This is a genomic window from Mariprofundus sp. EBB-1, assembly GCF_003665155.1.
Lineage (GTDB): Bacteria > Pseudomonadota > Zetaproteobacteria > Mariprofundales > Mariprofundaceae > Mariprofundus.
The window spans coordinates 17,134-38,615 of sequence record NZ_RCFQ01000026.1; the positions used below are offsets into that span (position 1 = coordinate 17,134).

At 47.3% G+C, this 21,482-nt stretch carries 17 protein-coding genes; 13 read left to right on the forward strand and 4 right to left on the reverse strand.

Annotated elements, in window-relative coordinates:
• The first annotated feature begins 15 nt into the window (after positions 1-15).
• From D8Y20_RS10360 to D8Y20_RS10390, 7 genes are all read left to right on the forward strand, one after another.
• Positions 16-2,667 carry a DASS family sodium-coupled anion symporter gene (locus tag D8Y20_RS10360; RefSeq protein WP_236075391.1) on the forward strand — a complete coding sequence of 884 codons (2,652 nt, stop codon included), beginning with the start codon at positions 16-18 and terminating at the stop codon, positions 2,665-2,667.
• A 65-nt stretch (positions 2,668-2,732) separates the two neighbouring features.
• Complete coding sequence (cysD, locus tag D8Y20_RS10365; protein ID WP_201265623.1) at positions 2,733-3,656, forward strand: sulfate adenylyltransferase subunit CysD; 924 nt, start codon at positions 2,733-2,735, stop codon at positions 3,654-3,656.
• Between the two features lie 159 nt (positions 3,657-3,815).
• Entirely contained in the window at positions 3,816-5,096 is a 1,281-nt protein-coding gene (locus D8Y20_RS10370; protein ID WP_121543446.1) for a sulfate adenylyltransferase subunit 1, read from the forward strand.
• A 181-nt stretch (positions 5,097-5,277) separates the two neighbouring features.
• Entirely contained in the window at positions 5,278-5,715 is a 438-nt protein-coding gene (locus D8Y20_RS10375) for a hypothetical protein (protein ID WP_121543448.1), read from the forward strand.
• Entirely contained in the window at positions 5,715-7,997 is a 2,283-nt protein-coding gene (locus D8Y20_RS10380) for an adenylate/guanylate cyclase domain-containing protein (RefSeq protein ID WP_121543450.1), read from the forward strand. The genes D8Y20_RS10375 and D8Y20_RS10380 overlap by 1 nt, the downstream gene beginning before the upstream one ends.
• A gap of 179 nt (positions 7,998-8,176) precedes the next feature.
• Positions 8,177-8,692, forward strand: a complete 516-nt coding sequence (locus D8Y20_RS10385) for a cyclic nucleotide-binding domain-containing protein (RefSeq protein WP_121543452.1) — start codon at positions 8,177-8,179, stop codon at positions 8,690-8,692.
• Positions 8,689-9,801 (forward strand): AI-2E family transporter, encoded by a 1,113-nt coding sequence (locus D8Y20_RS10390; protein WP_121543454.1) that lies wholly within the window; start codon positions 8,689-8,691, stop codon positions 9,799-9,801. The genes D8Y20_RS10385 and D8Y20_RS10390 overlap by 4 nt, the downstream gene beginning before the upstream one ends.
• Positions 9,802-10,099: 298 nt before the next feature.
• Here D8Y20_RS10390 and D8Y20_RS10395 read toward each other — a convergent pair whose 3' ends face one another.
• The 3 genes from D8Y20_RS10395 to D8Y20_RS10405 form a co-directional block, all read right to left on the reverse strand.
• Positions 10,100-11,629 (reverse strand): FMN-binding glutamate synthase family protein, encoded by a 1,530-nt coding sequence (locus D8Y20_RS10395; protein WP_121543456.1) that lies wholly within the window; start codon positions 11,627-11,629, stop codon positions 10,100-10,102.
• A gap of 221 nt (positions 11,630-11,850) precedes the next feature.
• On the reverse strand, positions 11,851-12,204 hold the full coding sequence (locus D8Y20_RS10400; RefSeq protein WP_121543486.1) for a hypothetical protein: 354 nt from the start codon (positions 12,202-12,204) through the stop codon (positions 11,851-11,853).
• On the reverse strand, positions 12,197-13,219 hold the full coding sequence (locus tag D8Y20_RS10405) for a zinc-dependent alcohol dehydrogenase family protein (protein WP_121543458.1): 1,023 nt from the start codon (positions 13,217-13,219) through the stop codon (positions 12,197-12,199). The genes D8Y20_RS10400 and D8Y20_RS10405 overlap by 8 nt, the downstream gene beginning before the upstream one ends.
• A gap of 109 nt (positions 13,220-13,328) precedes the next feature.
• Here D8Y20_RS10405 and cimA point away from each other — a divergent pair, with 109 nt between their 5' ends.
• Positions 13,329-15,008, forward strand: a complete 1,680-nt coding sequence (gene cimA / locus D8Y20_RS10410) for a citramalate synthase (protein ID WP_121543460.1) — start codon at positions 13,329-13,331, stop codon at positions 15,006-15,008.
• A 51-nt stretch (positions 15,009-15,059) separates the two neighbouring features.
• On the opposite strand, the gene D8Y20_RS10415 is transcribed toward cimA, so the two are convergent.
• Entirely contained in the window at positions 15,060-17,459 is a 2,400-nt protein-coding gene (locus D8Y20_RS10415; RefSeq protein ID WP_236075392.1) for a penicillin-binding protein 1A, read from the reverse strand.
• On the opposite strand from D8Y20_RS10415, the gene D8Y20_RS10420 reads away from it, so the two are divergent.
• From D8Y20_RS10420 to D8Y20_RS10440, 5 genes are all read left to right on the forward strand, one after another.
• Positions 17,434-17,961, forward strand: coding sequence for a GspH/FimT family pseudopilin (locus D8Y20_RS10420; RefSeq protein WP_236075393.1), 528 nt, complete (start codon positions 17,434-17,436; stop codon positions 17,959-17,961). The two genes, D8Y20_RS10415 and D8Y20_RS10420, sit on opposite strands and share 26 nt — an antisense overlap.
• The gene (locus D8Y20_RS10425) at positions 17,961-18,461 is read left to right on the forward strand and encodes a prepilin-type N-terminal cleavage/methylation domain-containing protein (protein WP_121543464.1); all 501 of its coding nucleotides are present in this window, start codon (positions 17,961-17,963) and stop codon (positions 18,459-18,461) included. Before D8Y20_RS10420 ends, D8Y20_RS10425 begins: the two co-directional genes overlap by 1 nt.
• A gap of 20 nt (positions 18,462-18,481) precedes the next feature.
• Positions 18,482-19,144: a PilW family protein gene (locus tag D8Y20_RS10430; RefSeq protein ID WP_236075394.1), complete on the forward strand. Its 663-nt coding sequence runs from the start codon at positions 18,482-18,484 to the stop codon at positions 19,142-19,144.
• Positions 19,129-20,118, forward strand: coding sequence for a pilus assembly PilX N-terminal domain-containing protein (locus tag D8Y20_RS10435; protein ID WP_121543466.1), 990 nt, complete (start codon positions 19,129-19,131; stop codon positions 20,116-20,118). The genes D8Y20_RS10430 and D8Y20_RS10435 overlap by 16 nt, the downstream gene beginning before the upstream one ends.
• Before the next feature lie 76 nt (positions 20,119-20,194).
• On the forward strand, positions 20,195-21,400 hold the full coding sequence (locus tag D8Y20_RS10440) for an OmpP1/FadL family transporter (RefSeq protein ID WP_121543468.1): 1,206 nt from the start codon (positions 20,195-20,197) through the stop codon (positions 21,398-21,400).
• Positions 21,401-21,482 lie beyond the last annotated feature (82 nt).

The window sequence follows — 21,482 nt, forward strand, 5'->3', positions numbered from 1 at the left end:
CAATAGGCTTCACTGATGATGTCATCCAGTACTGATCTGCATCCATTTGCTAATCCGGGGCGTACCAAGCTCTCTCTGGTTAGTCGTGGCGTGGCGTTGCCTGATGGCTTGCAGCATGCATCCCAATGGGTGTCGCAGGCCAATGCCATTGAGACTGTACTGGATATTAAACTACCCACCGGCCAGTTGTGCACGGTGCCGGTTGGCCAACCTTATACACAGCAAAGTAGTTTTTCTTTAGAACAGAAGGGTGATAAAACGTTGCTGCATTGCGGTGGTGAAGTGTCTGAAGTGACGCTGATTCCTGCTCCTGTATTTTATCAGAAGAAAACACGTAGTGGTGCCCGCATGGGCAGCTTTGCGTCGCTGCATGATAGATTGTTGATTCTGCATCCGTTCATGGGCTGTGGTTTTTTTAATCAGTCGGGTAACGCCTGTCAGTATTGTCAGTACGAATCGATGACGAATGAGGATCAGCCGCCACTGCGTGATCCACTGGAGCTGGTTGAGGCGGTGCGTGCTGCCTTGGCTGAACGTGAAGTAGAAACGGTGTATCTGTACAATGGTTATTCCCCTTCCGATGATGTGGGGTTGAGACAGTTGGTGGCCGTGATTGCACTGCTGCGTAAACATCTGGGACACCGGCAAATTGCGCTGGAAACAATTGCACCGCTTGATGTACAAGTGATTGATGAACTGTATGAAGCTGGCCTTGATGTGTTTGTCTGTAATCTTGAGATCAATGATGCAGAGCGATTCGCACAAGTGTGTCCGGGTAAGCATGCGTCCGGTGGACAGGATGCGATTTATGGCGCACTGCAATATGCTCGTTCTGTGTTTCGTGCAGGTGCTGTGGTTAGCCATCTGATTGTGGGGTTGGAGCCACTGCAATCTACACTTGATGGTATGAAAAAGTTAATTGAACAGGGCATTGTACCGATGTTATTGCCATTCAGGCCACTGCCGGGTACGCCGTTATGTGACAATTCATTACCTAGCCTGGATGACGTCGAGCATGCGCTGTTGGTGCAATATGAGCTGCTTGAGCATTCTGGCCTACCCACGCATCGTTTAAGAGATATGGGACGCGTATTAACGCCGATGGAGAGTGGGCTGCTGATTGGTAAAGATCCTTATCTTTCAGAACAGGTTATTACTTCAAGTATGGGTAGTCATGTGTCGGGCTGGATGGATGCTTTGCGTCGTTATCTGCGCTCCAATGGCAAAGTGGATGAGAACTATCAGCAAACACTGAACAAGCCGATGCACTTGCTATTGGCCAAAGAGGGGATTCCCTATTTCGCACTGATCATACTCTCTGCTCTGGGGCTCTGGGCAGGTGCTCAGGATATTCCTGCCGGATTAACTGATAGCGGCTGGAATGCATTGCTGATCTTCCTCTTCTGTCTTGCGCTATGGGTGTCTGGTTTAATCCCGTTGGCAGCGACTTCGTTGCTGGGGTTGGCTCTATTGCCGCTGACCGGGGTGTTGGATGCAGCAGAGGCCTATAGCATGTTTGGTTCATCGGCGCTGTTTTTTATACTTGGTGCCTTTATGTTGGCAGCTGGTGCGCGCGTAACCGGCCTCTCAGAGCACATGGCTCTGGCATTGATTGACCGCGTGGGTTCCGGGCCCAAGCAGTTGCTGATGGCGATGTTGTTTCTCCCTGCTGTGATGGCATTTTTTATGCCGGAGCATGCGGTGGCGGCTGTGTTTTTACCCATTGCATGGGAAATTGTACGCAGTCTGGATCTGAAAATCGGTGATCGTTATGCCCAATCGTTATTTTTTGCGGTGGCCTGGGGAGCTATCATTGGTGGAGTGATGACGCTGCTCGGTGGAGCACGCGGGCCTTTGGCGCTGGGTATGGTACAGGAGATTAGCGGGCAATCCTTTAGCTTTATGGACTGGACAATGGCAGCAGCACCTGTGGTGATTCTGATGCTGCTGCTGGCCGCAGTGATTTTGTTGGTGATTACACCCTTTGAAGGTGTGAATGTTGATCGGGCACGTCAGTGTGTCGAGCGTCGTCAGTTGGAAGTGGGTAATTTAGAGCCGCGTGGCTGGTTGATGGGCGGATTGTTATTGGTGACAGTGATTGCCTGGATGTTTGCCGGCCATGCGCTGTCATTGGCTTCGATAGCTCTGCTCAGTGTGGCAGCTATGTTTGCATTGCGGTTGGTGCGCTGGGATGAAATTGAGCAGCATGTTAGCTGGAGTGTGGTGCTGATGTATGGTGGTGCTATTGCAGTAGGCTCTGCTTTGAGTGTCAGTGGTGCAGGGGCGTGGGTAGCGATGCAATTTTTCCCGGCCGGTCTGGTTGGTCTGTCATTGATGATTGTATTGACGATTGCAACGCTGTTGCTGACAGAAGGGGTGAGTAATGCTGCTGCGGTCGCTATACTGCTGCCCATTGCGATTCCGGTTGGTCTTTCTGCCGGTATTGACCCGTTAACGGTTGCGTTAACGGTTGGTATTGTAGCGGGTTTTGCTTTTATGCTGCCGATGGGAACACCACCGAATGCGATGATTTATGCAACGGGTTTTGTGCAGCGTTTGGCCATGCTACGTTTTGGCGGCATGCTTTCGCTGGCTGCATTGATCCTGTTCGTTGTTGTTTCAAGCCTGTGGTGGCCAATGGTAGGCGTTGGGCTTAGTGGTTCATAAAAGCGTGGATGATAAGCTTACGTTAAAGATGATGAAGATACGCGTAATAATGGTAGGAGATACAAATGTCTGACAATAAAATATCTGAGCATAAACTGACCCAGCTGAAAGCGTTGGAAGCAGAATCGATTCATATCATACGTGAAGTGGTGGCTGAGTTTCGTAATCCGGTGATGCTCTATTCAGTGGGTAAAGATTCGAGTGTGATGCTGCATCTGGCACGCAAGGCTTTTTATCCTGCGCCGTTGCCATTTTCGCTGTTGCACGTGGATACAGGCTATAAATTTAAAGAGATGTATGAGTTCCGTGACAGCTACTGCAAAGAAGTTGGCGCTGATCTGATTGTGCGTCGCAATGAAGATGCGATTGCTAAGGGCATGAACCCGAAAGAACATGGTGTGGCGCGTTGCTGTGGTGCGCTAAAGACACAGGGGCTTCTGGATGCGCTGGAAGAGGGTGAATATGATGCGGCCTTCGGTGGGGCGCGTCGTGATGAAGAGCGCTCGCGTGCGAAGGAACGTGTGTTTTCCATGCGTGATGAATTTGGTCAGTGGGATCCGAAAAATCAGCGGCCTGAATTATGGAGTCTCTATAATGGCAAGATTCACGATGGTGAATCCGTACGTGTATTCCCGATCTCCAACTGGACCGAGATGGATGTCTGGCTCTATATCCGCGAAGAGAATATTCCAATCGTTCCTCTTTATTTTGCTAAAGAGCGTCCAATGGTTATACGCAAAGATTTCCTTATTCCGTATTATGAAGAAACCAAAGATCAGCTGCTTGAAGGTGAAGAGCCTACCATGGTGATGTCCCGTTTCCGGACCTTGGGTTGCGGCCCTTGCACAGGTGCAGTGCGTTCGGATGCAACCAATATGGATGAGATTGTTATTGAAGCTGCAGCAGCGCGTCGTTCGGAACGTGAGACCCGTATCATCGATCACGGTTCCAACAGCATGGAAGATAAGAAGAAAGAAGGCTATTTCTGATTGTTTGATCCGCAAAAGGGCTCCTGCCCTTTTGCTTTAACGGCAGAAGAAAAGTGTGATTTTCTTCTGCCTTACGAATCAGCAGCGCTGATTCGCCACCCCTCCTGGGTGGAGATGGAGCTTCTATGGAAGTGTTTGAAAGGTTTATGAGGGTTTGTGATGACAAAATTGAATATCAAAATGGCTAAGGAAATTGAGCTGCTGCGTCTGGTGACGGTGGGTAGCGTGGATGATGGTAAATCGACGTTGATTGGCCGTCTGTTGGTGGATACCAAAGGTGCTTTTGAAGATCAGCTTTTGGCCGTGCGCAAGAAGAAGGGCACAACACATATTGCCTCGGCTGGCGAGATTGATCTGGCTATGCTGACCGATGGTTTGTCAGCTGAGCGTGAGCAGGGCATTACGATTGATGTGGCCTACCGTTATTTCGCGACGCCAAAACGTAAATTTATCATGGCTGATTGTCCGGGGCATGAGCAGTACACGCGTAATATGGTGACCGGTGCCTCTACAGCCCATGCAGCCATTATTTTGATTGATGCACGTAATGGAGTGTTGGCACAAACCAAACGTCATACCCATATTCTTGGACTGTTGAATATTCCGCATCTCATCGTAGCTGTGAACAAGATGGACATGGTTGGCCATGATCAGGCGGTGTTTGAAAAGATTCGTCTGGATATGCAGGAGTATTGTGCCAAGCAGGGTATCAATGATCTGATCTGCCTGCCGATGTCAGCGCTTGATGGTGATATGGTGGCAGTACGTGGTGATAAGATGGACTGGTATGAAGGTAATACCTTACTGGAGACACTGGAAACACTGTCAGCACTTGGTGATATCGATAAGCAGCCATTCCGTCTGCCTGTACAGCTGGTGAATCGTCCTCAAACAGCAGATTTGCCGGATTACCGTGGTTTTATGGGAACGATTGCTTCGGGTACGGTGAAGGTGGGTGATGAAGTGGTTGCCGTGCCAAGTGGTAACACCTCTACTGTAAAAGAGATTGTGACCTTTGATGGCAATCTGGAAGAGGCATTTGCACCGCAGAGCATTACGTTGACCTTGAATGATGAGATTGATGTCTCGCGTGGGGATATGTTGACCCACGTTGGAGATAAGGCGCTCGACGCCAAAGAACTGACGGCCAATGTCTGTTGGATCGGTGATGAGCCGCTGACTGAGCGCAAAAAGTATCTTCTGAAGCATACAACCAATACGGTGAAAGCGATGGTGGCCAGTATTGATTTTCGTCGCGACATCCATACCTTGAATAAGGATGCGTCGGATGAGCTGGCGATGAACGAGATTGGCCAGATTACGTTCAAGCTGATGAAGCCACTGCACTACGATTCATATGCAGACAACCGTTTCACTGGCAGCTTTATTCTAATCGATACCTTTACCAATAATACTGTGGGTGCAGGCATGATTGTCTGAAGCTGAATGCTTCTCTGTTTATAAAGGGCGGTGCTTTCGAGCACTGCCCTTTTTTCTTGGTAAATATTGTTGCTCTAAAGACAGTTATTGCTGGACATATCCAGCATTACTGTCTATTACTAAGTATGATTGTATATCTGAAGAAGCAACACGTGTGCATAGGGCGAATGTGGAGTGGCAAATGAATGAAGCAGTGTCGTTGCATGCCAATGCAGCAGAATTACTGGGGGCAGAAAACATTCAGTTGAAAGAGACCATTGCGACCTTGCGGGATGTACTTGAGTCTAATAATGCAGCGTCGGCACAACGCACTGCCGATGCCTGTATGGCACTGGAACGAGAAGTATCGCAGCTCAAAAAAACGATCTCAGAAATTCGCCAGACAATGGATGCGCTGCATGCCGATCATGTGGAACAGTTGTTTGTGATGAAGCAGGAGTGTGCAAAAGAGGTTGGACAATACCAACAGAATATTGCAAAGCTCAGGGCTCGTCTGGAAGTAAATATACATGAAAGCATACAGCGTGGGCATGCTGAGCATATGAAGTCCAGTGCTGAAGTGATGCAATTACAAGATACGATTGTTGCTCTCAGAGAAGCATTGGAGAGGAAACAATAATGGCCGACTATCCCTTGCAAAGGGATGATATAGCAGGTTCAGATGGCGAAAAAATGCGTCATATGGAGATGTTGCTAAATATTACCCATACCATTGCTATCATGGATAGCATTGATGATGTATTGAATGCATTGGTGGCACTGACAACGACTGAAATTAATGCAGAGCGGGGCACTATCTTTCTCAATGACCCCAACACGGGTGAGCTTTTTTCACGCATTGCCCATGGTGATGTGCAGAGAGAAATTCGTTTTCTGAACAGTAGTGGTGTGGCTGGTTGGGTGTTTCATGCCGATCAGGGTAAAATTATTCCTGATGCTTATAAAGAAGAGCGCTTTAACCGTGATATTGATGAGCAAACAGGTTATGTGACCAAAAATATTCTATGCGCACCGATTCGAACCGTAAAAGGTGAAGTGATCGGTGTGGCTCAGGTACTGAATAAAAAGAAAGGTAAATTTACTACTAACGATCTCTCCTTGCTGGAGTCGATGACTACCCAGGCAGCGATAACCTTACAGAATGCTCAGTTGGTGGATCAGGCTAAAAAGAGCCATGGTAAAGAACTGGAATTTCTTGATCTGGTCTCGAATGTGATTGCTGAACTCGATCTTACCGTGCTGTTGCAACGGGTGATGAAAGAAGCAACACGCATGCTCAATGCCGAGCGTTCCACCCTGTTTTTGAATGATGAGAAAACAGATGAATTATGGTCGCAGGTGGGCATGGGTATTGAGTCCAGCATTATTCGTTTCCCCAATCATCTGGGTATCGCAGGCAAGGTGTTTACCAGCGGAGAGACCATGAATATTCCGCATGCTTATGCGGATCTGAATTTTAATCCTGCATTTGATAAACAGACCGGTTTTTTCACCCGTTCCATTTTGTGTGTGCCGGTGGTGAACAAGCAAGGTAAGTTGATAGGTGTTACGCAGGTGCTGAATAAAAAGGGTGGCCCGTTCTCGTCCGAGGACGAGTCCCGTTTGCGGGCATTCACGGCGCAAATTTCTATTGCCTTGGAAAATGCCAAATTGTTTGATGATGTGCAGAAGATGCAAAACTATAATGATAGTATGCTGGAAAGTATGTCTAATGGTGTGATTACATTCGATGAAGATGGCTATATTGTGACTTGTAATACGCCGGCTTTGAATATGTTGCATGTTGCAGATGAATCTGAGCTTATCGGTCAAAAAGCTGAAGTTTTCTTTGTGAATGGGAATGGCTGGATTGTTGAAGAACTGCAGCGTTTAAATGACAAGGAAGAACCATATCTTGCCATGGATGTGGAGCTTAATATTGAAGGTGGTTCTATATTTGCCAACCTGACTTTTGTGCATCTGCTTGATCAAGATAAACAGCGCTTGGGCAAGATGATGATGATTGAGGATATTAGCTCCGAGAAACGTATGCGCTCGACGCTGTCCAAGCATATGGATCCTAGTATCGCCAATAATTTATTGGATGAATCAGAAGATATATTGGGTGGCAAAGAGACGAACGCAACCATTCTCTTCTCTGATATTCGTAGTTTCACCAGCATTACAGAAGAGCTGGGGGCGTTAGGGACAGTTAATTTATTGAATGAATATTTCACTTTAATGGTGGAGTGTATTCGTGCCGAGGGGGGCATGCTCGATAAATTCATTGGTGATGCGATTATGGCTGCCTTTGGTGTACCGTTGAAGCATGAAGATGATGAAGACAGGGCGGTGCGTGTGGCGATCAGTATGATGAAGGCACTAAGTCGATGGAATATTGAGCGCGAGGCTGCTGGCAAACCTGCCGTGCATATTGGTATCGGTTTGAATAGTGGTCATGTGATTACAGGCAATATCGGTTCACCGACCCGAATGGATTACACCATCATTGGTGACGGCGTGAATTTGGCGGCTAGATTGGAGAGTGCTTGTAAATATTATAAAACACAAATTCTGATCAGTGAGAATACCTATAAGGCCTTAAAAGGCACGTACAAAATCAGGCCGGTTGATCGCGTGGTTGTAAAGGGTAAATCGTTACCGGTAGATATCTATGAAGTGCTGGATCATCATTGTGAAGAGAGTTTCCCTGATTTGATGGATACGGTGAACTATTTCACCGAAGGTTTATCTTGTTACAGGGCATCAGAATGGGATAAAGCAATCAGCAAATTTGAACGTGCCTTAGAGCACCATCCAGATGATGGTCTATCTCAGATGTATATTGAACGTTGTATGGTGCTTAAGAAAAACCCTCCAGCAGATGAATGGGATGGTGTGTGGGAAATGACAGATAAATAGTGTGTTAGGGAACTACTGAATGATTCAGCGTTTCCTTTGAAAGAAAGCATGCATACTGCAAAATCAGAAAATTAGTCTATGCTCACGAGACAAGTAAACTTGTTCAGATTGTTCTCTTTGGCAGTATCCGCAAAGAATATTAAATAGTTGAGCAATCATTGTTGGTCAGGAGTTCAAATATGACAGGGAAATTAAACCCCAGTGCATTATGGCACAACTACTTTAAACCGCAGGATGATTGGGTTGAAGATACGGCGAAGAAGTGCGAATCAAGCCTGTTGTTTCAAGGGTTTTCTCCGACTGTAATCCGTTGGTTTGCTGCTAAAATGCACCCCCGTGAATATGATGCGGGCGAAACGGTTTTCCATGCTGGAGATGAAGGTGCTGGAGCCATTTTACTGCGCTCTGGCAGTATCGCTATTCGTAGTAAAGGAGTTGATCTGGCCACCATGAAAGCGGGAGATTTGTTTGGTGAAGTTGCACTGGTGGATGGACAAGCGCGTACAGCAGATGCAGTAGCTATTGAACCGTGTGAACTGGTGTTCTTATTGCGTACTGACTTGAATGACTGGATTAATAGTCAGCCTAAACATGCTTGTATTTTGTTGAAAAATTTGGGAGCAATGTTGGCCGGGCGTTTGTTAGAATCCAATAAGAACTTCTCCAGTGTGGTCAAGGAGGAGTCTTCCAGATGATTGAGCGTCGCCATAGCGATCGACGGGCAGGATCAAGCTATCACCCTGTTATTTTGGCTACAGGTGTATTTCTGGCTGGTTTGCTGGCGGTTTTTTGTATTCTGTTTGTTGCTAATCCGGTTATTTTTGCACTTTGTGTGTCGCTTGCACTGTTTGCTGTGCTATCGCCTGCAGTTGACTATTTTCTTCAGCGGGGATGGCCGACAGCCAAAGCTTCAGGCACTGTGATGGGGCTGGCAACGATTGGACTGATTCTTGTCGCGGCACTGTTGTATCCACTCTTGATGACACAAGTGAAACAGATATCTGAGCAAGTCAGTCATCTGGATCAACAACTGTTGCTTGTGTTAACCAATACAAACACCTGGTTGGTTAGTCATGAAATTTCATCGATCAATGCACAGGAATTAACAGACTCTATTCTCAAACAAGTAGGAGAGCAGGGGTCAAGTACGATTGATAGTATGACTACGTTCTTTTCCCATATTGCAACCTCTCTGGTATTGATTCCCTTGGTGACATTTTTCTTGTTATGTGATTTTTTAACATTGCGGAATCAGGCGATGCAGCTGTTGCCGAATCGTCATTTTGAACTGGGCTGGTTGATCTATATTCGAGCTGCTACTCAACTGCAAAGTTATATTCGCGGTATTTCCATACAAGCGGTGATTATGGCTACAGTGACGACTATCGGTTTCTGGATAGCTGGTATTGATTATGCCCCCTTGTTGGGGATTATAGTTGGATTGCTCAATATGATTCCTTTCTTTGGTATCTCATTGGCTAAAATACCACCTGTTGTGGCCGTGTTGATCTCCAGTGATCCCAGCGCATTAAATATTATTTTAGCGCTTGCCGTAGTGATGATTGCGCAGGCTGTGGATAATGGTTTTGTGATCCCACGTATTGTCGCAAAGGCTGCCAGCTTGCATCCATTAACAGTTATGCTTGGCGTGATGTTGGGTGGGTATTACTTTGGTTTCTTTGGTCTGATTCTTACGGTTCCGGTGATGTTTTCTGTCAAAGTTATTTTCAGCGAACTGGTGAGAGGGCTTAGTCATCAGCATTTGAATATTCGTATGGATGCGCTAATTCAGAAAAAACATTAAGAAGATGCTGATGTGTTGGCTCCTGCCAAAAATCAGTTCGTAGAAATAAAAGCGTGGTTTTGTTTCTACTTTCACAAGCTCGCAGGAGAGCGTACTTGCACATCTCATGCCTGAAGAGTGCCATACATGGATGTATTGACATGAAACAGATCCCTTATTACCCGCTTTGATTCGCAGCTTCTGCTGCTCACCGGGTGACGGCGCTGGCAGTCCAATATCTTTATCCTGAGCGGTTGTGGCTGGGCATCCGTGCCCTGCGCGGAAATGCTGAATACATCAGCACTGTCTAAAGTACTGTTTAATTGACCTTCGTTGGTTTGTCGGGTGAATCATTTAATGAGGCAATACCATCAAAGGGAACAGGGTCGGGGCAGTAACCCATAATATCTCCCAGCTCCTGGAACTTATTTACACCACTACTCACCTCAATTTTATCCGGCGTAAATTGGGCTGGATGTTCGAGACCTGCGGTGTGCGCCAGTGAATTGAGTTCTGTTCTGAAGCCCCGTAGAAACTGGGTTAAGCGGATGGCCTTGGTTTCAATCACCAGACCACGCATTTTTCTGGGATCCATGGTGGCGATGCCGGTTGGGCAATGGCCGGTGTGACAGGTCTGAGACTGAATGCAGCCGATCGAGAGCATGGCTTCCCGGGCAATGTTGATACAATCACAGCCCAATGAGAGGGCAACCACAGTACGATCGGGAAAGCCAAGCTTTCCACTGCCAACCCAGACGATATCGTTGGCAATCCCTTTTTTCTGAAAGGTTTGGTATACTCTTGAAAACCCCACCTTAAATGGCAGTGATACATGATCTGAGTAGGTGAGAGGGGCAGCACCGGTACCACCCTCTGACCCATCAATAACGATAAAATCGGGGCCAACCTTATTATGCGCCATTTTTTCGGCCAGCTCTTCCCAAAACGTTGTTTCTCCAATGGCGGATTTGATACCGATAGGCAAACCAGTTGCATCAGCAAGCTTTTCAATAAATTCAATCATCGAATCAACATCATGAAACTGACTGTGAGAGGCAGGAGAGATACAGGCTTCACCAACAGGAATGCCCCGGATTTTGGCAATTTCAGGGGTGACTTTAGTGCCGGGTAGTACACCACCCTTACCGGGTTTAGCACCCTGAGAGAGTTTGATTTCAATGGCCCGGATTTGTGGATGTGTTTTCACTTGTTGAACAACCATATCGATGGAGAACTGTTGTGATGCATCACGAGCTCCAAAATAACCGGTACCTAATTGCCAGACAATATCTGCACCCAACAAGTGAAAGGGGCTAATGCCTCCTTCACCGGTAGTGTGATATGCACCTGCCTGTGCAGCTCCGAGGTTGAGTGCGGAAATCGCGTGTTTACCGAGTGCTCCATAGGACATAGCCGAGATATTGATGATGGATTTGGGTCGAAATGGACGTTTGCGACCATGTGCCAGCCCCATTATTTTCAGACAGGGGATAGCTGTTTTATCACCATCGGGGTAAACGATTTTGGATTCAGGAAAAGGAAATGCGGCATGTTTAATGATGGGATAGCCGATGCCGTATTGTTGTTCTGTTGTACCAAAACCGAAATGATTGTCGATGTTTTTGGCGGTGCGATAAACCCATGATCGTTCATCACGGTTGAAGGGTTGCTCCTCTTTATCATTGGTTACCCAGTATTGTCGCATACCCGGGCCGACCTTTTGCAGAATATAACGGGTGTGCCCGATAACTGGGAAATTGCGTAAAATAGTATGGTGTTTTTGTGTGTAGTCCCGAATACCCAGGATAATAATGCACGCTGCAAGAGTAACCATAATGCCTAGAAACATGTTCTTCCCCCTGATCTGTAAGATTCATTGCCCATGTATGCTTATTACAGAGATCTGAATCAACTGCCCGATACTTCGTATTAAGCATAGATGATATAAGAAGAAAGCCCAAGTTGGAGATGTGTATGCCTTCCAATGTGCAATGATATCAGGACTAAACGCATCAAATTCAACGCTGTTTTTTTTAGTTTTTCCATCGTTACTCAGTGGGGAAGTGTTTGTTACTCATCGAGATACATCGGTTTGTTGTCTGCTAAGGCCAGCCAGCCTTTGGCGATGCGGTAGATGATCCAAATGCTTACGCCGACAAGGATAAAATAACCAATGCCGATGAGTAGTGTTATCACTCCGAATCCAGCCCATAACAGAGCAAACCAAAAGGTTCTTATTTGCCATCTGAAGTGCGATGTTAACCACGTATCTGCAACATCATCCCTTTTCAGGTAATTGATGATGAGAGCAGCAATAAAGGTGAAAAACAACAGGAATGATGCCGCCTGCAGTGCATAAACCAGGGTGGTGGTTCTGATGGCAGATTGGGTGCGGTTATTGTCGTTAGGTTGAGGGTTATCCATCATCGTCTTCCGTCATAGGTTGCTGAACCTCTAATACCAGTTTGGCAGTGATGACACCGGCTTCCAGCAGATCGTGTGCTGCTGCCGCCTTATCCAGTGGCAATGTATCGGAGACAAAGACAGAGAGCTGCTGTTGATCAAAAAATTGGGCGCATTGATCGAGAATGTCGCCATGATGTTCGGCGGCATCTGTCAATCCCATCAACATCGGGGTAAGCATTAACGCTTGTGTCACGCGAATATTGCGCAGGCGAATGTTTTTCCAGTCGGCATTCTCAGGCACCTGAAGAATAGTGACAATATCACCATAGATGCGGGTGGCATTGACCAGTTGATTAAATGCTTCGCCACCCACGGTGTCCAATGCAACATCAACACCGCTACCATCCGTCCATGTTAACAGTGCCTCACAGACATCCTGTTCCTTGTAGTTGATAATCAAGTCTGCGCCAAGCTGGCGAACAAAATCGGCTTTTTCTGTATTACTGACAGTGGTGGCAACGTCACATCCGGCCAGTTTGGCTAGCTGGATCGCAACATGTCCCACACCACCTGCTCCGGCATGAATGAAGACCTTTTGACCGCCCTGAATGCGGGCGCGATCAAATAGCGCTTCCCAGGCTGTGATCAGTACCAGCGGTGCTGCGGCTGCATCAATGAAATCCAGACAATCCGGCTTGATGGCAACGAAAGGTTCGGGCACGGCGATATATTCGGCATAGTTACCGGCTTGTTGGCCTAAACCACCGTAGCAGTAATAGACGGCATCGCCTGCTTTGAAGCGTGTGACATTGGCACCGATCTTTTCAACAATGCCGGAACCATCACAGCCGAGAATCGTTGGCCCTGTCTGTTTGATCATGGGGCCATTCATGCGCACTTTGGTATCGACCGGGTTGATGCCGGCTGCCATGACCTGGATCAATAGTTCATCTTCACCGCATTCCGGGCGCTCGATTTCTGTGAGTTTCAATACACTGCTTGAACCTGCTTCAGTCATGATGATTGCACGCATGATGTTGTTGCTCCTTGATCAATAAATTGAAAATCGGATTTCAGCACAATTGAAGGGTGAATGAAACCGGTATCATTTTTTTTTCTCAAGCGTAAAATGCTGCGCCTCTATGAAACATCAATTCTCTTCTCATATCGATGCACAAAAAGAACTACCATCCAGCGTAGCATTGTTTGATACAACGCTGCGTGATGGGGCTCAAACCGCGGGTATCAGTTTCTCAGTCGAAGATAAAAAACGTATTGCCAATCGTTTGGCAGAATTCGGCATAGACTGGATTGAAGGTGGATGGCCTGGGGCCAGTCCCAAAGACGACTTGTTCTTTGAACAGATGAGGGGGCGAGATTGGCAGCGAAGTAAGCTGGTGGCCTTTGGCTGTACGGCACGACCGGGGCAGGCCGTGCAAGATGATCGTGGCTTGAATCTGTTGCTCGCTAGTGGCGCTGATGCAGCCTGTATTTTTGGCAAGAGTTGGGATGTGCATGTTACCAAGGCGCTGGGTATTTCATTGCAGGAGAACCTGCATCTGGTGCGGGAGTCGGTGGCTTTCCTTAAACAGCATTTTGATACGGTGTTTTTTGATGCTGAACATTTCTTTGATGGTTTCGCAGCCAATGAGAGCTACGCTTTGAATGTGCTGGAAGCTGCTGTTGAGGGCGGTGCAGATGCGGTTGTGCTCTGTGATACCAATGGTGGTTCTACGCCATTTCCGGTCTTTGATGTGGTTTCACAGGTAAAACAGCATCTACCGGGGCAAGTGCTTGGTATTCATGCGCATAATGATTGTGAAATGAGTGTGGCCAACTCGGTGGCTGCTGTGCGTGCTGGCGTGAGTCATGTGCAGGGCACAATGAATGGTATTGGTGAGCGGTGTGGTAATGCCAATCTTGTTTCGATTATACCTGTATTACAGTTGAAAATGGGGATGGATTGCGGCGTGTCACCTGAACGCTTGAGTCAGCTCTCCTCGCTATCCCACTTTGTCAATGAGATGGCCAATCGTCTGCCGTGGTTGCATCAGCCTTTTGTGGGCCAGAATGCGTTTGCCCATAAAGGTGGCATCCATGTTTCAGCTATTCGTAAACAGAGTAATTTATATGAACATATGGATCCCGTACTGGTGGGTAATGAACCCCGTATTTTGGTGTCGGATCAGGCAGGCCGAAGTAATATACTGAGCAAACTGCAGAAATTGGATCCTGATGCGGGCCTGGATGCGGGTAATCCAGCTGTAGCTGATGCATTGCAACGCATCAAATATCTGGAGTCGATCGGTTATGCCTTTGAAGGTGCAGATGCTTCGTTCCAGTTATTATTGTACCGTTCAATGCTGAAATTTAAACGCCATTATGAGTTGATTCGTTTTCGTGTGTATGACGAAAAACGCGGTCATGATCTGGATACCGAATCAGAGGCTACGGTGCAGGTACGGGTTGCAGGGAAAATGACCCATGCGGCAGCACTTGGTAATGGCCCTGTCAATGCGATGGACAAAGCATTGAGAGCAGCATTGGTTGACGCATATCCCATTCTTGAAACGATGTTTATGACTGACTTTAAAGTGCGTGTATTAACCAGTAAAGAGGCGACGGCCGCAGCAGTGCGTGTGTTGATTGAATCCACCGATGGGAAGCGTAAATGGAGCACGGTTGGGGTTTCCACTGATGTACTGGAAGCTACCTATCGGGCGCTCAATGATGCGATTGAATACAAATTGGTAACCGAACACGTGCCACCGCCTGAAGCGGAAAATACGGACGACCTGTCAGGGGTGAATGGTAAGCAGTAAACGTGCTCTGGTAGATTGCCAGAGTAGCCTCATTACACCTGAGATATCTCTCTACAATCCCAGTTCGAAGAAGCTGGATTTTTCCTGATTCTGTGGGCTGTTTTCAGGGCTGGTAGCCGGAGACTCTTGCGTCGGTGCAGTATCTGTACGGAACGCCTCCATAAAAATATCGGTGCTGTCAGGTCCGGGTAACTTTCCTGTTTTGCGATCAATAGCGACCCATTCAATGCCTTGTGGTGGAACAAAGTCACGCACTTTTTTACCCTTGTGAAAGGATTGCATCGCATCAAGCCAGGCTGGAAGTGCTGCTTTGGAACCTGTTTCACTACGTCCCATTGGGGACGGTGTATCTCTACCTGTCCAAACAGCAGTAAGAATTTGCGGTGTATAGCCCATATACCAGGCATCTACCTGTTTATTGGTGGTGCCTGTTTTCCCTGCAGAGGGGCGATTGAGCGCACGGGCACGTCGGCCGGTACCATTTTCAACGACACCTTTCATGATATTGGTGATAAGAAATGCGTCGATAGGGTCAAGCACCTGTTCAGCGGGTTGCATGGATGCATTGATACTCATCACAGGATCAACATGGCATACCTGACAGCGTTTACCTGCCACTGCTCGGTGTACCGTATTTCCTGTGCGATCTTGTACTTGTTGTACGGCAATCGGCTTCCATTTGCGCCCCTGGTCAGCCAAAAGAATATAGGATTCCGTTAATGCTTCCGGTGTTACTTCGGTTGCACCGAGAGCGAGTGCCAATTGAGCCGGGAATGTGTGACCTAATGGATATTGAGACAGATCCTTTAAAAAATTATTGATACCTACATTTTGTAATACTTTAATCGAGGCCAGGTTGCGGGAATGTTCGAGTGCATTGCGTAGTGGTACCGGGCCTGCAAATTTGTTTTTATAATTTTCAGGGCGCCAAAAGTCATCGCCCTTATTGTTATCAAAGATAACAGGTGTATCCATTACAATGGTGGCTGCAGTAGAACCTGCTGCAAGTGCAGAAGTATAAAGGAATGGTTTAAAGGCACTGCCCGGTTGCCGTAATGCTTTGCCTACACGGTCAAAACCGCTGGTCTGATAATTATAACCACCGACTCTGGCTAATACGGTTCCGCGCTCCATATCAATAGCATACAGGGCTGATTCGACAGATGGCTCCTGGGATATACGGACGCCTTGTTTGCGTAAGCCTTGCAAACGTATTTCATCACCGGCTATCCATGTGCGTGGGCGTGATTTCAGAGCAGCTAATGTCGCTTCGTCAGCACCGTCTTTTTTATAGTTTTTGATAGATTTCCAGCGCCAGTTACTTTTCTTAATTTTCCATTGGCGGCTGCCATCATTGACGGTCATGGTGCCTTTTCTATCGACCTTTTCAACCAAGGCAGGGATTAATGTTGTACTTGATGGTGGCGGTGGGTTCGCCCCCGCAGCCTGTCGCCAGGTGTTTAACAAATCAGGCCATGTGTCGCGCGGATGATGTGTCGGATAACGGTAAAACTGACGCTGTTCAATTTCCAGTACATTGCGGCGAACGGCATCAATCGCGGCGGCCTGTGCATGTGCATCGTATGGGACAGTAATGGTCAGGCCCTGACGGCGTAGTGTTTTTAAGCCAAAACGATCAATTAACTCTTGATAGACCTGATCGGCATAGGCATCAGTGAGTTTGCTGGCTTCTAACGGTGCAATGATCATTGGTTCACGAGAAGCGATACGCACAGCATTGGCTTTGGCGACATGGCTGCTTTTCATCAAAGAGAGCACCGTATTACGTCGCTGAAGGGCTTTCTTGGGGTTGATATGCGGTGCATATCTGCCAGGAGCTTTAGGCAGGCCTGCTAAAGTGGCGCATTCGGCCAGCGTAAGTTCATCCAGATTTTTATGGAAATAACGCCATGCGGCAGAGGCCACGCCATAAGAACCACGGCCAAGGTAAATATGATTGAGGTAGAGATAGAGAATTTCATCTTTGGAGAAGGCCTGTTCTATGCGGTAGGCGAGAATGGCTTCCCGTATTTTACGAACATAGGACTTTTCGGATGTCAGTAAGAAGTTTTTAGCCACCTGCTGGGTGATGGTTGAACCACCTTGCACAGTATGCCCGGCGCGCAGATTGGCCAGTGCCGCGGAAGCAATACGGGCCGGATTGATGCCGGGATGCTCGTAAAACTGTTGATCTTCAGCAGCCAGAAATGCATCTTTTAATTGTTTAGGGATCTCTTTGAAAGGGGTGAGAATACGGTGTTCATCGGCATATTCAGCCAGTAATTCACCATCGGTACTGTAAACGCGTGATACCAGCGGTGGTTGATATTCAGACAGAGCATTCAATTTTGGTAGATTGCTGGAGAAAAGCATATATCCTATGATGGCGGTCAAGGCCATGAGAATACTTAAGGAGATAACGATTTTGGCGATAAAAGATAAGATGCGCATTATCCCGAATCTAATCGGAAGCGATCAGGGCAAGCAAGCCGGAGTTTTACCAAGCTCTGCTTTGCTGGATCGTCAACGTGGTTTTACACTGCTTGAAGTGATCATTGTAATGGCGATTATGGGGATTGTAGCGGCCATCGGTATTCCATCTTTTTCAGACTGGCGTGAGAAGCAGGCTGTACGCTCGGCGGCACAGGCACTGTTGGCGCAAATGAAGCAGGCAAGAATTATGGCCGTGGCGGATAACCGCAGCGTGAGCATCAATTTTACATCCTCCTCATATACCTTTGATGCGGATACTACGAACAGCAGCTCATGTGGCCTATGTAAAAATGAACTGGTTCCTTTAAGCCAATTTGCCAATAATTTAACGGTTTCGCCAACCACGCGGCGTACTTTCAGCAGTCGCGGAACAGCGAATGCAGGCAGCGTTACATTAACATCAGGTGGCTCCAGTAAAATTATCACCATAAATGTAGTTGGTCGGGCGTATTTACATTGATGAATAGAATTGATGTGGCGGGTTTTACGCTGATTGAGGTGCTTGTGGCCCTGGTTATTGTATCGGTAGCTGTACTCTCATTGGGTAGTTTTACTGTTTCGACTATGACCAGTGGGCAAGAATCAAGGGAACGCCTCACGGCAGTGCATCTGGCTGAACAGGTGCTGGAGTCCTGGCAGCAATCTACCAAGGATTACGCGCCGGTGATTGGCACTGATTGCGTTGCAACGCTCAATAATACCGTGCTTCCGACGTATCCGTTTAGTGTGACATGTACACCCGCTACGGGTATTGCCATTAGTTATACAATGAATGTGTCCCGAGCAGCCGTGACAGGCCCTTTGCCTGCTAATTTATCGACGTTTCAGACCTTTACCAAGCAGGGCTATTATGCGCTAACGCCTCTGGCTCAACCGCAAAGCAAACTGGTGACGGTAACATGGTCGCATAAAGCGATATCCCATTCTATTCACCTGACACATCTGTCGATGGTGAAATAATGGAGAGAAGAGGGCTATACATGGCCAAAATGTGCGGCCGAAACCAAGGTCAACAGCGCGGTTTTACACTGATAGAAATGCTTATCAGTATGTCGATGGGACTGATGATTGTCGGAGGCATCTCGATGATATTTATGTCGAATAGTAATGTGTCCAGAGTGATCTCTTCACAGACTGAAATCATGGGGGATTTGTACTTGGCCTCGCATTTAATGCAGGCTGATTTAAGAGAGTCGATAGTGGTGACTGCACCTGTCCCCTCTTTTCCCGCAGATCTGGTGTCCGGAGCGCGAAAACCTACTGGTGTGTGTGCCAGTCCGAATAATAAAAGTGTGAGTTTACCAACCAATTACCCGGCTAGTTTTCCCTCTTATCCTTATTGGGATGCGACCAGTAAAACACTGACCTATCAGGACATGGATGGACATACCGGTATAATACAGTATCAGCGACCGAGTTCGACTTGTCCAAACAATGGGGCTGGCTGTATCTCCTGGCTCAGGCCTGATATTTGTGCGTGGAAGTTTGAAGAGTTGATTCGGGGTATGGATGAAGCCAATGGTCTGGCCATCACAATTTCGACTACGGGTGAAGTGAATGTGGTCTTAACTGCGGCCTATGACAATGAGCAGCATCAGAGCCGCACCTTGTCGTTATCATTTAAAACATGGCCGAGGAATTGATGATGCGCGTGACGATAAATAAAGAGCCATCGCAATATGGTGAGTCCGGCTTTGTGCTGGTGACGTCGTTGATTATGCTCAGCCTGCTAACCCTGATGTCGGTGGGGATGTATTTTGCCAGCAAATCGGGCATTCAAACCAGTGCTTCCGCACAAACCTCGACTGAGGCCTATTATTATGCTGAGAGCGCGATCAATTATATGGCATGGGCGATTGCCAATGATGCGGAGTTTGATAATCACACCTATGCAGGCACCTATGTTGCAGCTCCCTTTGGAGAGCCTCTCGTGCCCACGAATGCGAGTGCGATAGGTGATTATCTGGAGTTGAGAAATTATACATGGGATCCGGGTCCAACGGGTGTGGCTGGAAGTAGTGCAGTAGATACCGATGCTACAGTATATACTGCCGGCCAGGTCATGTATTTTGATAATTCGCCGATGGGAAGCCGCTATCTATGTATGGAGAGCTATCTCAATTTTCCCAACTGTCTGGATGTTACGCTCTCTGAGGGGGATGCCAATCGGGTTCAGCCATCGATGTATCGCATCAGTGCGAAATTGCCGCGTTATATCAAATTGGATATTGCCACGGATGGCGTGATCACCGCGTCTATTCCACCGTTGCCACATGCAGCAGTACCGGTGGTTGGGAACGATATTCCACTCAACGGTGCTATTGTATGGATTACAGCGGTAGATGCGGTTAACCCGGCCATAGATGTAGAAATTTATCCATTGGATCCTGGTAACTTTTATGGCGGTACGGCTGCTACGGCATGTGTAGGTGGCACCTTGCCTGATTGTCCATGCACGGCGCCTGCTCCGAGCGATGCGAATTATGCAACCTATATGGGAGCATGGGCGTGTGATGCCAACAGTCGAACATGGATAACTAATTATGGTATTGTCGCGTATGCCATTGGCTATGTGAATGGCCGTGCCTCACATCTGATCCGTTCGATTATTCAGTAATACAAATTGCATAATCACTTTTTTCGTCTATATTACTTTATTAGGAGACACTAAGATCAGGAGAATGGAGGGGAGTATGATGAAAAAAAGTATTGTTTTATCTGCGGTGTTATTTGCAGGGGTATCAACTGCGCAAGCGGCAGGCTTTCAAATCCCGGAAATGGGGATTAAAGCGATGGGGATGGGCAATGCTTTTACTGCCGTTGCAGATGATCCCTCAGCCAACTGGTTTAATCCGGCTGGTTTGTCTTTTCAGGAGGGCGCTGCTGTGACCGTGGGTGGTGTTGTGGTGTTGCCATCGGTTGATTTTGCGCCTAATGCCAGCAATCTTAATCCTGCAGCCACATCTGCCAGTGCCGATAAGAAAACCATTGTTGTTCCTCATACCTATCTGACGATTGGTACTGCTTCAGGCCTTACTGCCGGCATTGGCATCAACGCACCATTTGGTTTGGAAATGCAGTGGCCGACCACAGCAGCTTTTGCGAGCGGGGCTGAATATGGACGTCTGCAGGCCGTGAACGTGAATGGCAATGTTGCATTCAAACTGAGTGATCATTTTGCTGTTGCCGCCGGTGTCGATTTTGTCGATATGTACAAGGTTGACTTTAACGGTACAGCCTTGAAACAAAATTTCAAAGGCACAGGTTGGGGATACAATGTGGCGGCGCTTTATAAGAGCGAGTTGTTCAATGCAGGTGTTAGTTATCGCTCAAGTGTTAAAATTAAATCGAACGGAAGTTCGACTACTATAGCTCCATTTTTTCCGGCATCGACTGCCAATAATTCAATCACTGTGACTATGCCTGATCTGCTGAATATCGGTCTTGCGGTGCATCCAACTGAGCAATGGACAGTGAGCTTTGATGCCGATTGGGTGAACTGGAAGAAATTTGATAAACTGGCTTTCACATATAGTCCAACCTTATCTATTGGTACTTCATTAAGTGTGCCAGAAAAGTGGAAAGCAGTTTGGGCACTGCGTGTAGGTGCAGAATGGGCTTATTCGGATACCATGCGTGCCCGTATGGGGTATACCTATGACCCTACGCCTATCAGTGCTCCAGAATTCACGCCATTGCTACCTGGTAATGACAGGCAGGCGGTGCATATTGGTTACGGTGTTGATCTCTCGGATCAGGCAACGATTGACCTGGCATACACCTTTGTCTGGTTAATGGATCGCCATCAGACCCAATCCACCGGCACCAATGCGCTACGTAATGGTACATATAAAACCACCATTCATCTGGCCGCAGCTTCGCTGACATATCACTTTTAAATGTTGAATTTTTTACCGCAAAGGACGCAATGTTACGTAAAGTAAAACCAAACAATAGATGTGATTTTGGTGCTCTCTCATT

Excerpts from the sequence above, each read along its gene's own strand:
- D8Y20_RS10395 (WP_121543456.1), bottom strand. The coding sequence starts at position 11,629 with ATGTTTCTAGGCATTATGGTTACTCTTGCAGCGTGCATTATTATCCTG.
- D8Y20_RS10360 (WP_236075391.1), top strand. The coding sequence starts at position 16 with ATGATGTCATCCAGTACTGATCTGCATCCATTTGCTAATCCGGGGCGT.
- D8Y20_RS10425 (WP_121543464.1), top strand. The coding sequence starts at position 17,961 with ATGAATAGAATTGATGTGGCGGGTTTTACGCTGATTGAGGTGCTTGTG.
- D8Y20_RS10390 (WP_121543454.1), top strand. The coding sequence starts at position 8,689 with ATGATTGAGCGTCGCCATAGCGATCGACGGGCAGGATCAAGCTATCAC.
- cysD (WP_201265623.1), top strand. The coding sequence starts at position 2,733 with ATGTCTGACAATAAAATATCTGAGCATAAACTGACCCAGCTGAAAGCG.
- D8Y20_RS10375 (WP_121543448.1), top strand. The coding sequence starts at position 5,278 with ATGAATGAAGCAGTGTCGTTGCATGCCAATGCAGCAGAATTACTGGGG.
- D8Y20_RS10405 (WP_121543458.1), bottom strand. The coding sequence starts at position 13,219 with ATGCGTGCAATCATCATGACTGAAGCAGGTTCAAGCAGTGTATTGAAA.
- D8Y20_RS10430 (WP_236075394.1), top strand. The coding sequence starts at position 18,482 with ATGGCCAAAATGTGCGGCCGAAACCAAGGTCAACAGCGCGGTTTTACA.
- D8Y20_RS10370 (WP_121543446.1), top strand. The coding sequence starts at position 3,816 with ATGACAAAATTGAATATCAAAATGGCTAAGGAAATTGAGCTGCTGCGT.
- D8Y20_RS10400 (WP_121543486.1), bottom strand. The coding sequence starts at position 12,204 with ATGGATAACCCTCAACCTAACGACAATAACCGCACCCAATCTGCCATC.
- D8Y20_RS10435 (WP_121543466.1), top strand. The coding sequence starts at position 19,129 with ATGGCCGAGGAATTGATGATGCGCGTGACGATAAATAAAGAGCCATCG.
- D8Y20_RS10385 (WP_121543452.1), top strand. The coding sequence starts at position 8,177 with ATGACAGGGAAATTAAACCCCAGTGCATTATGGCACAACTACTTTAAA.
- cimA (WP_121543460.1), top strand. The coding sequence starts at position 13,329 with ATGAAACATCAATTCTCTTCTCATATCGATGCACAAAAAGAACTACCA.
- D8Y20_RS10415 (WP_236075392.1), bottom strand. The coding sequence starts at position 17,459 with ATGCGCATCTTATCTTTTATCGCCAAAATCGTTATCTCCTTAAGTATT.
- D8Y20_RS10440 (WP_121543468.1), top strand. The coding sequence starts at position 20,195 with ATGATGAAAAAAAGTATTGTTTTATCTGCGGTGTTATTTGCAGGGGTA.
- D8Y20_RS10380 (WP_121543450.1), top strand. The coding sequence starts at position 5,715 with ATGGCCGACTATCCCTTGCAAAGGGATGATATAGCAGGTTCAGATGGC.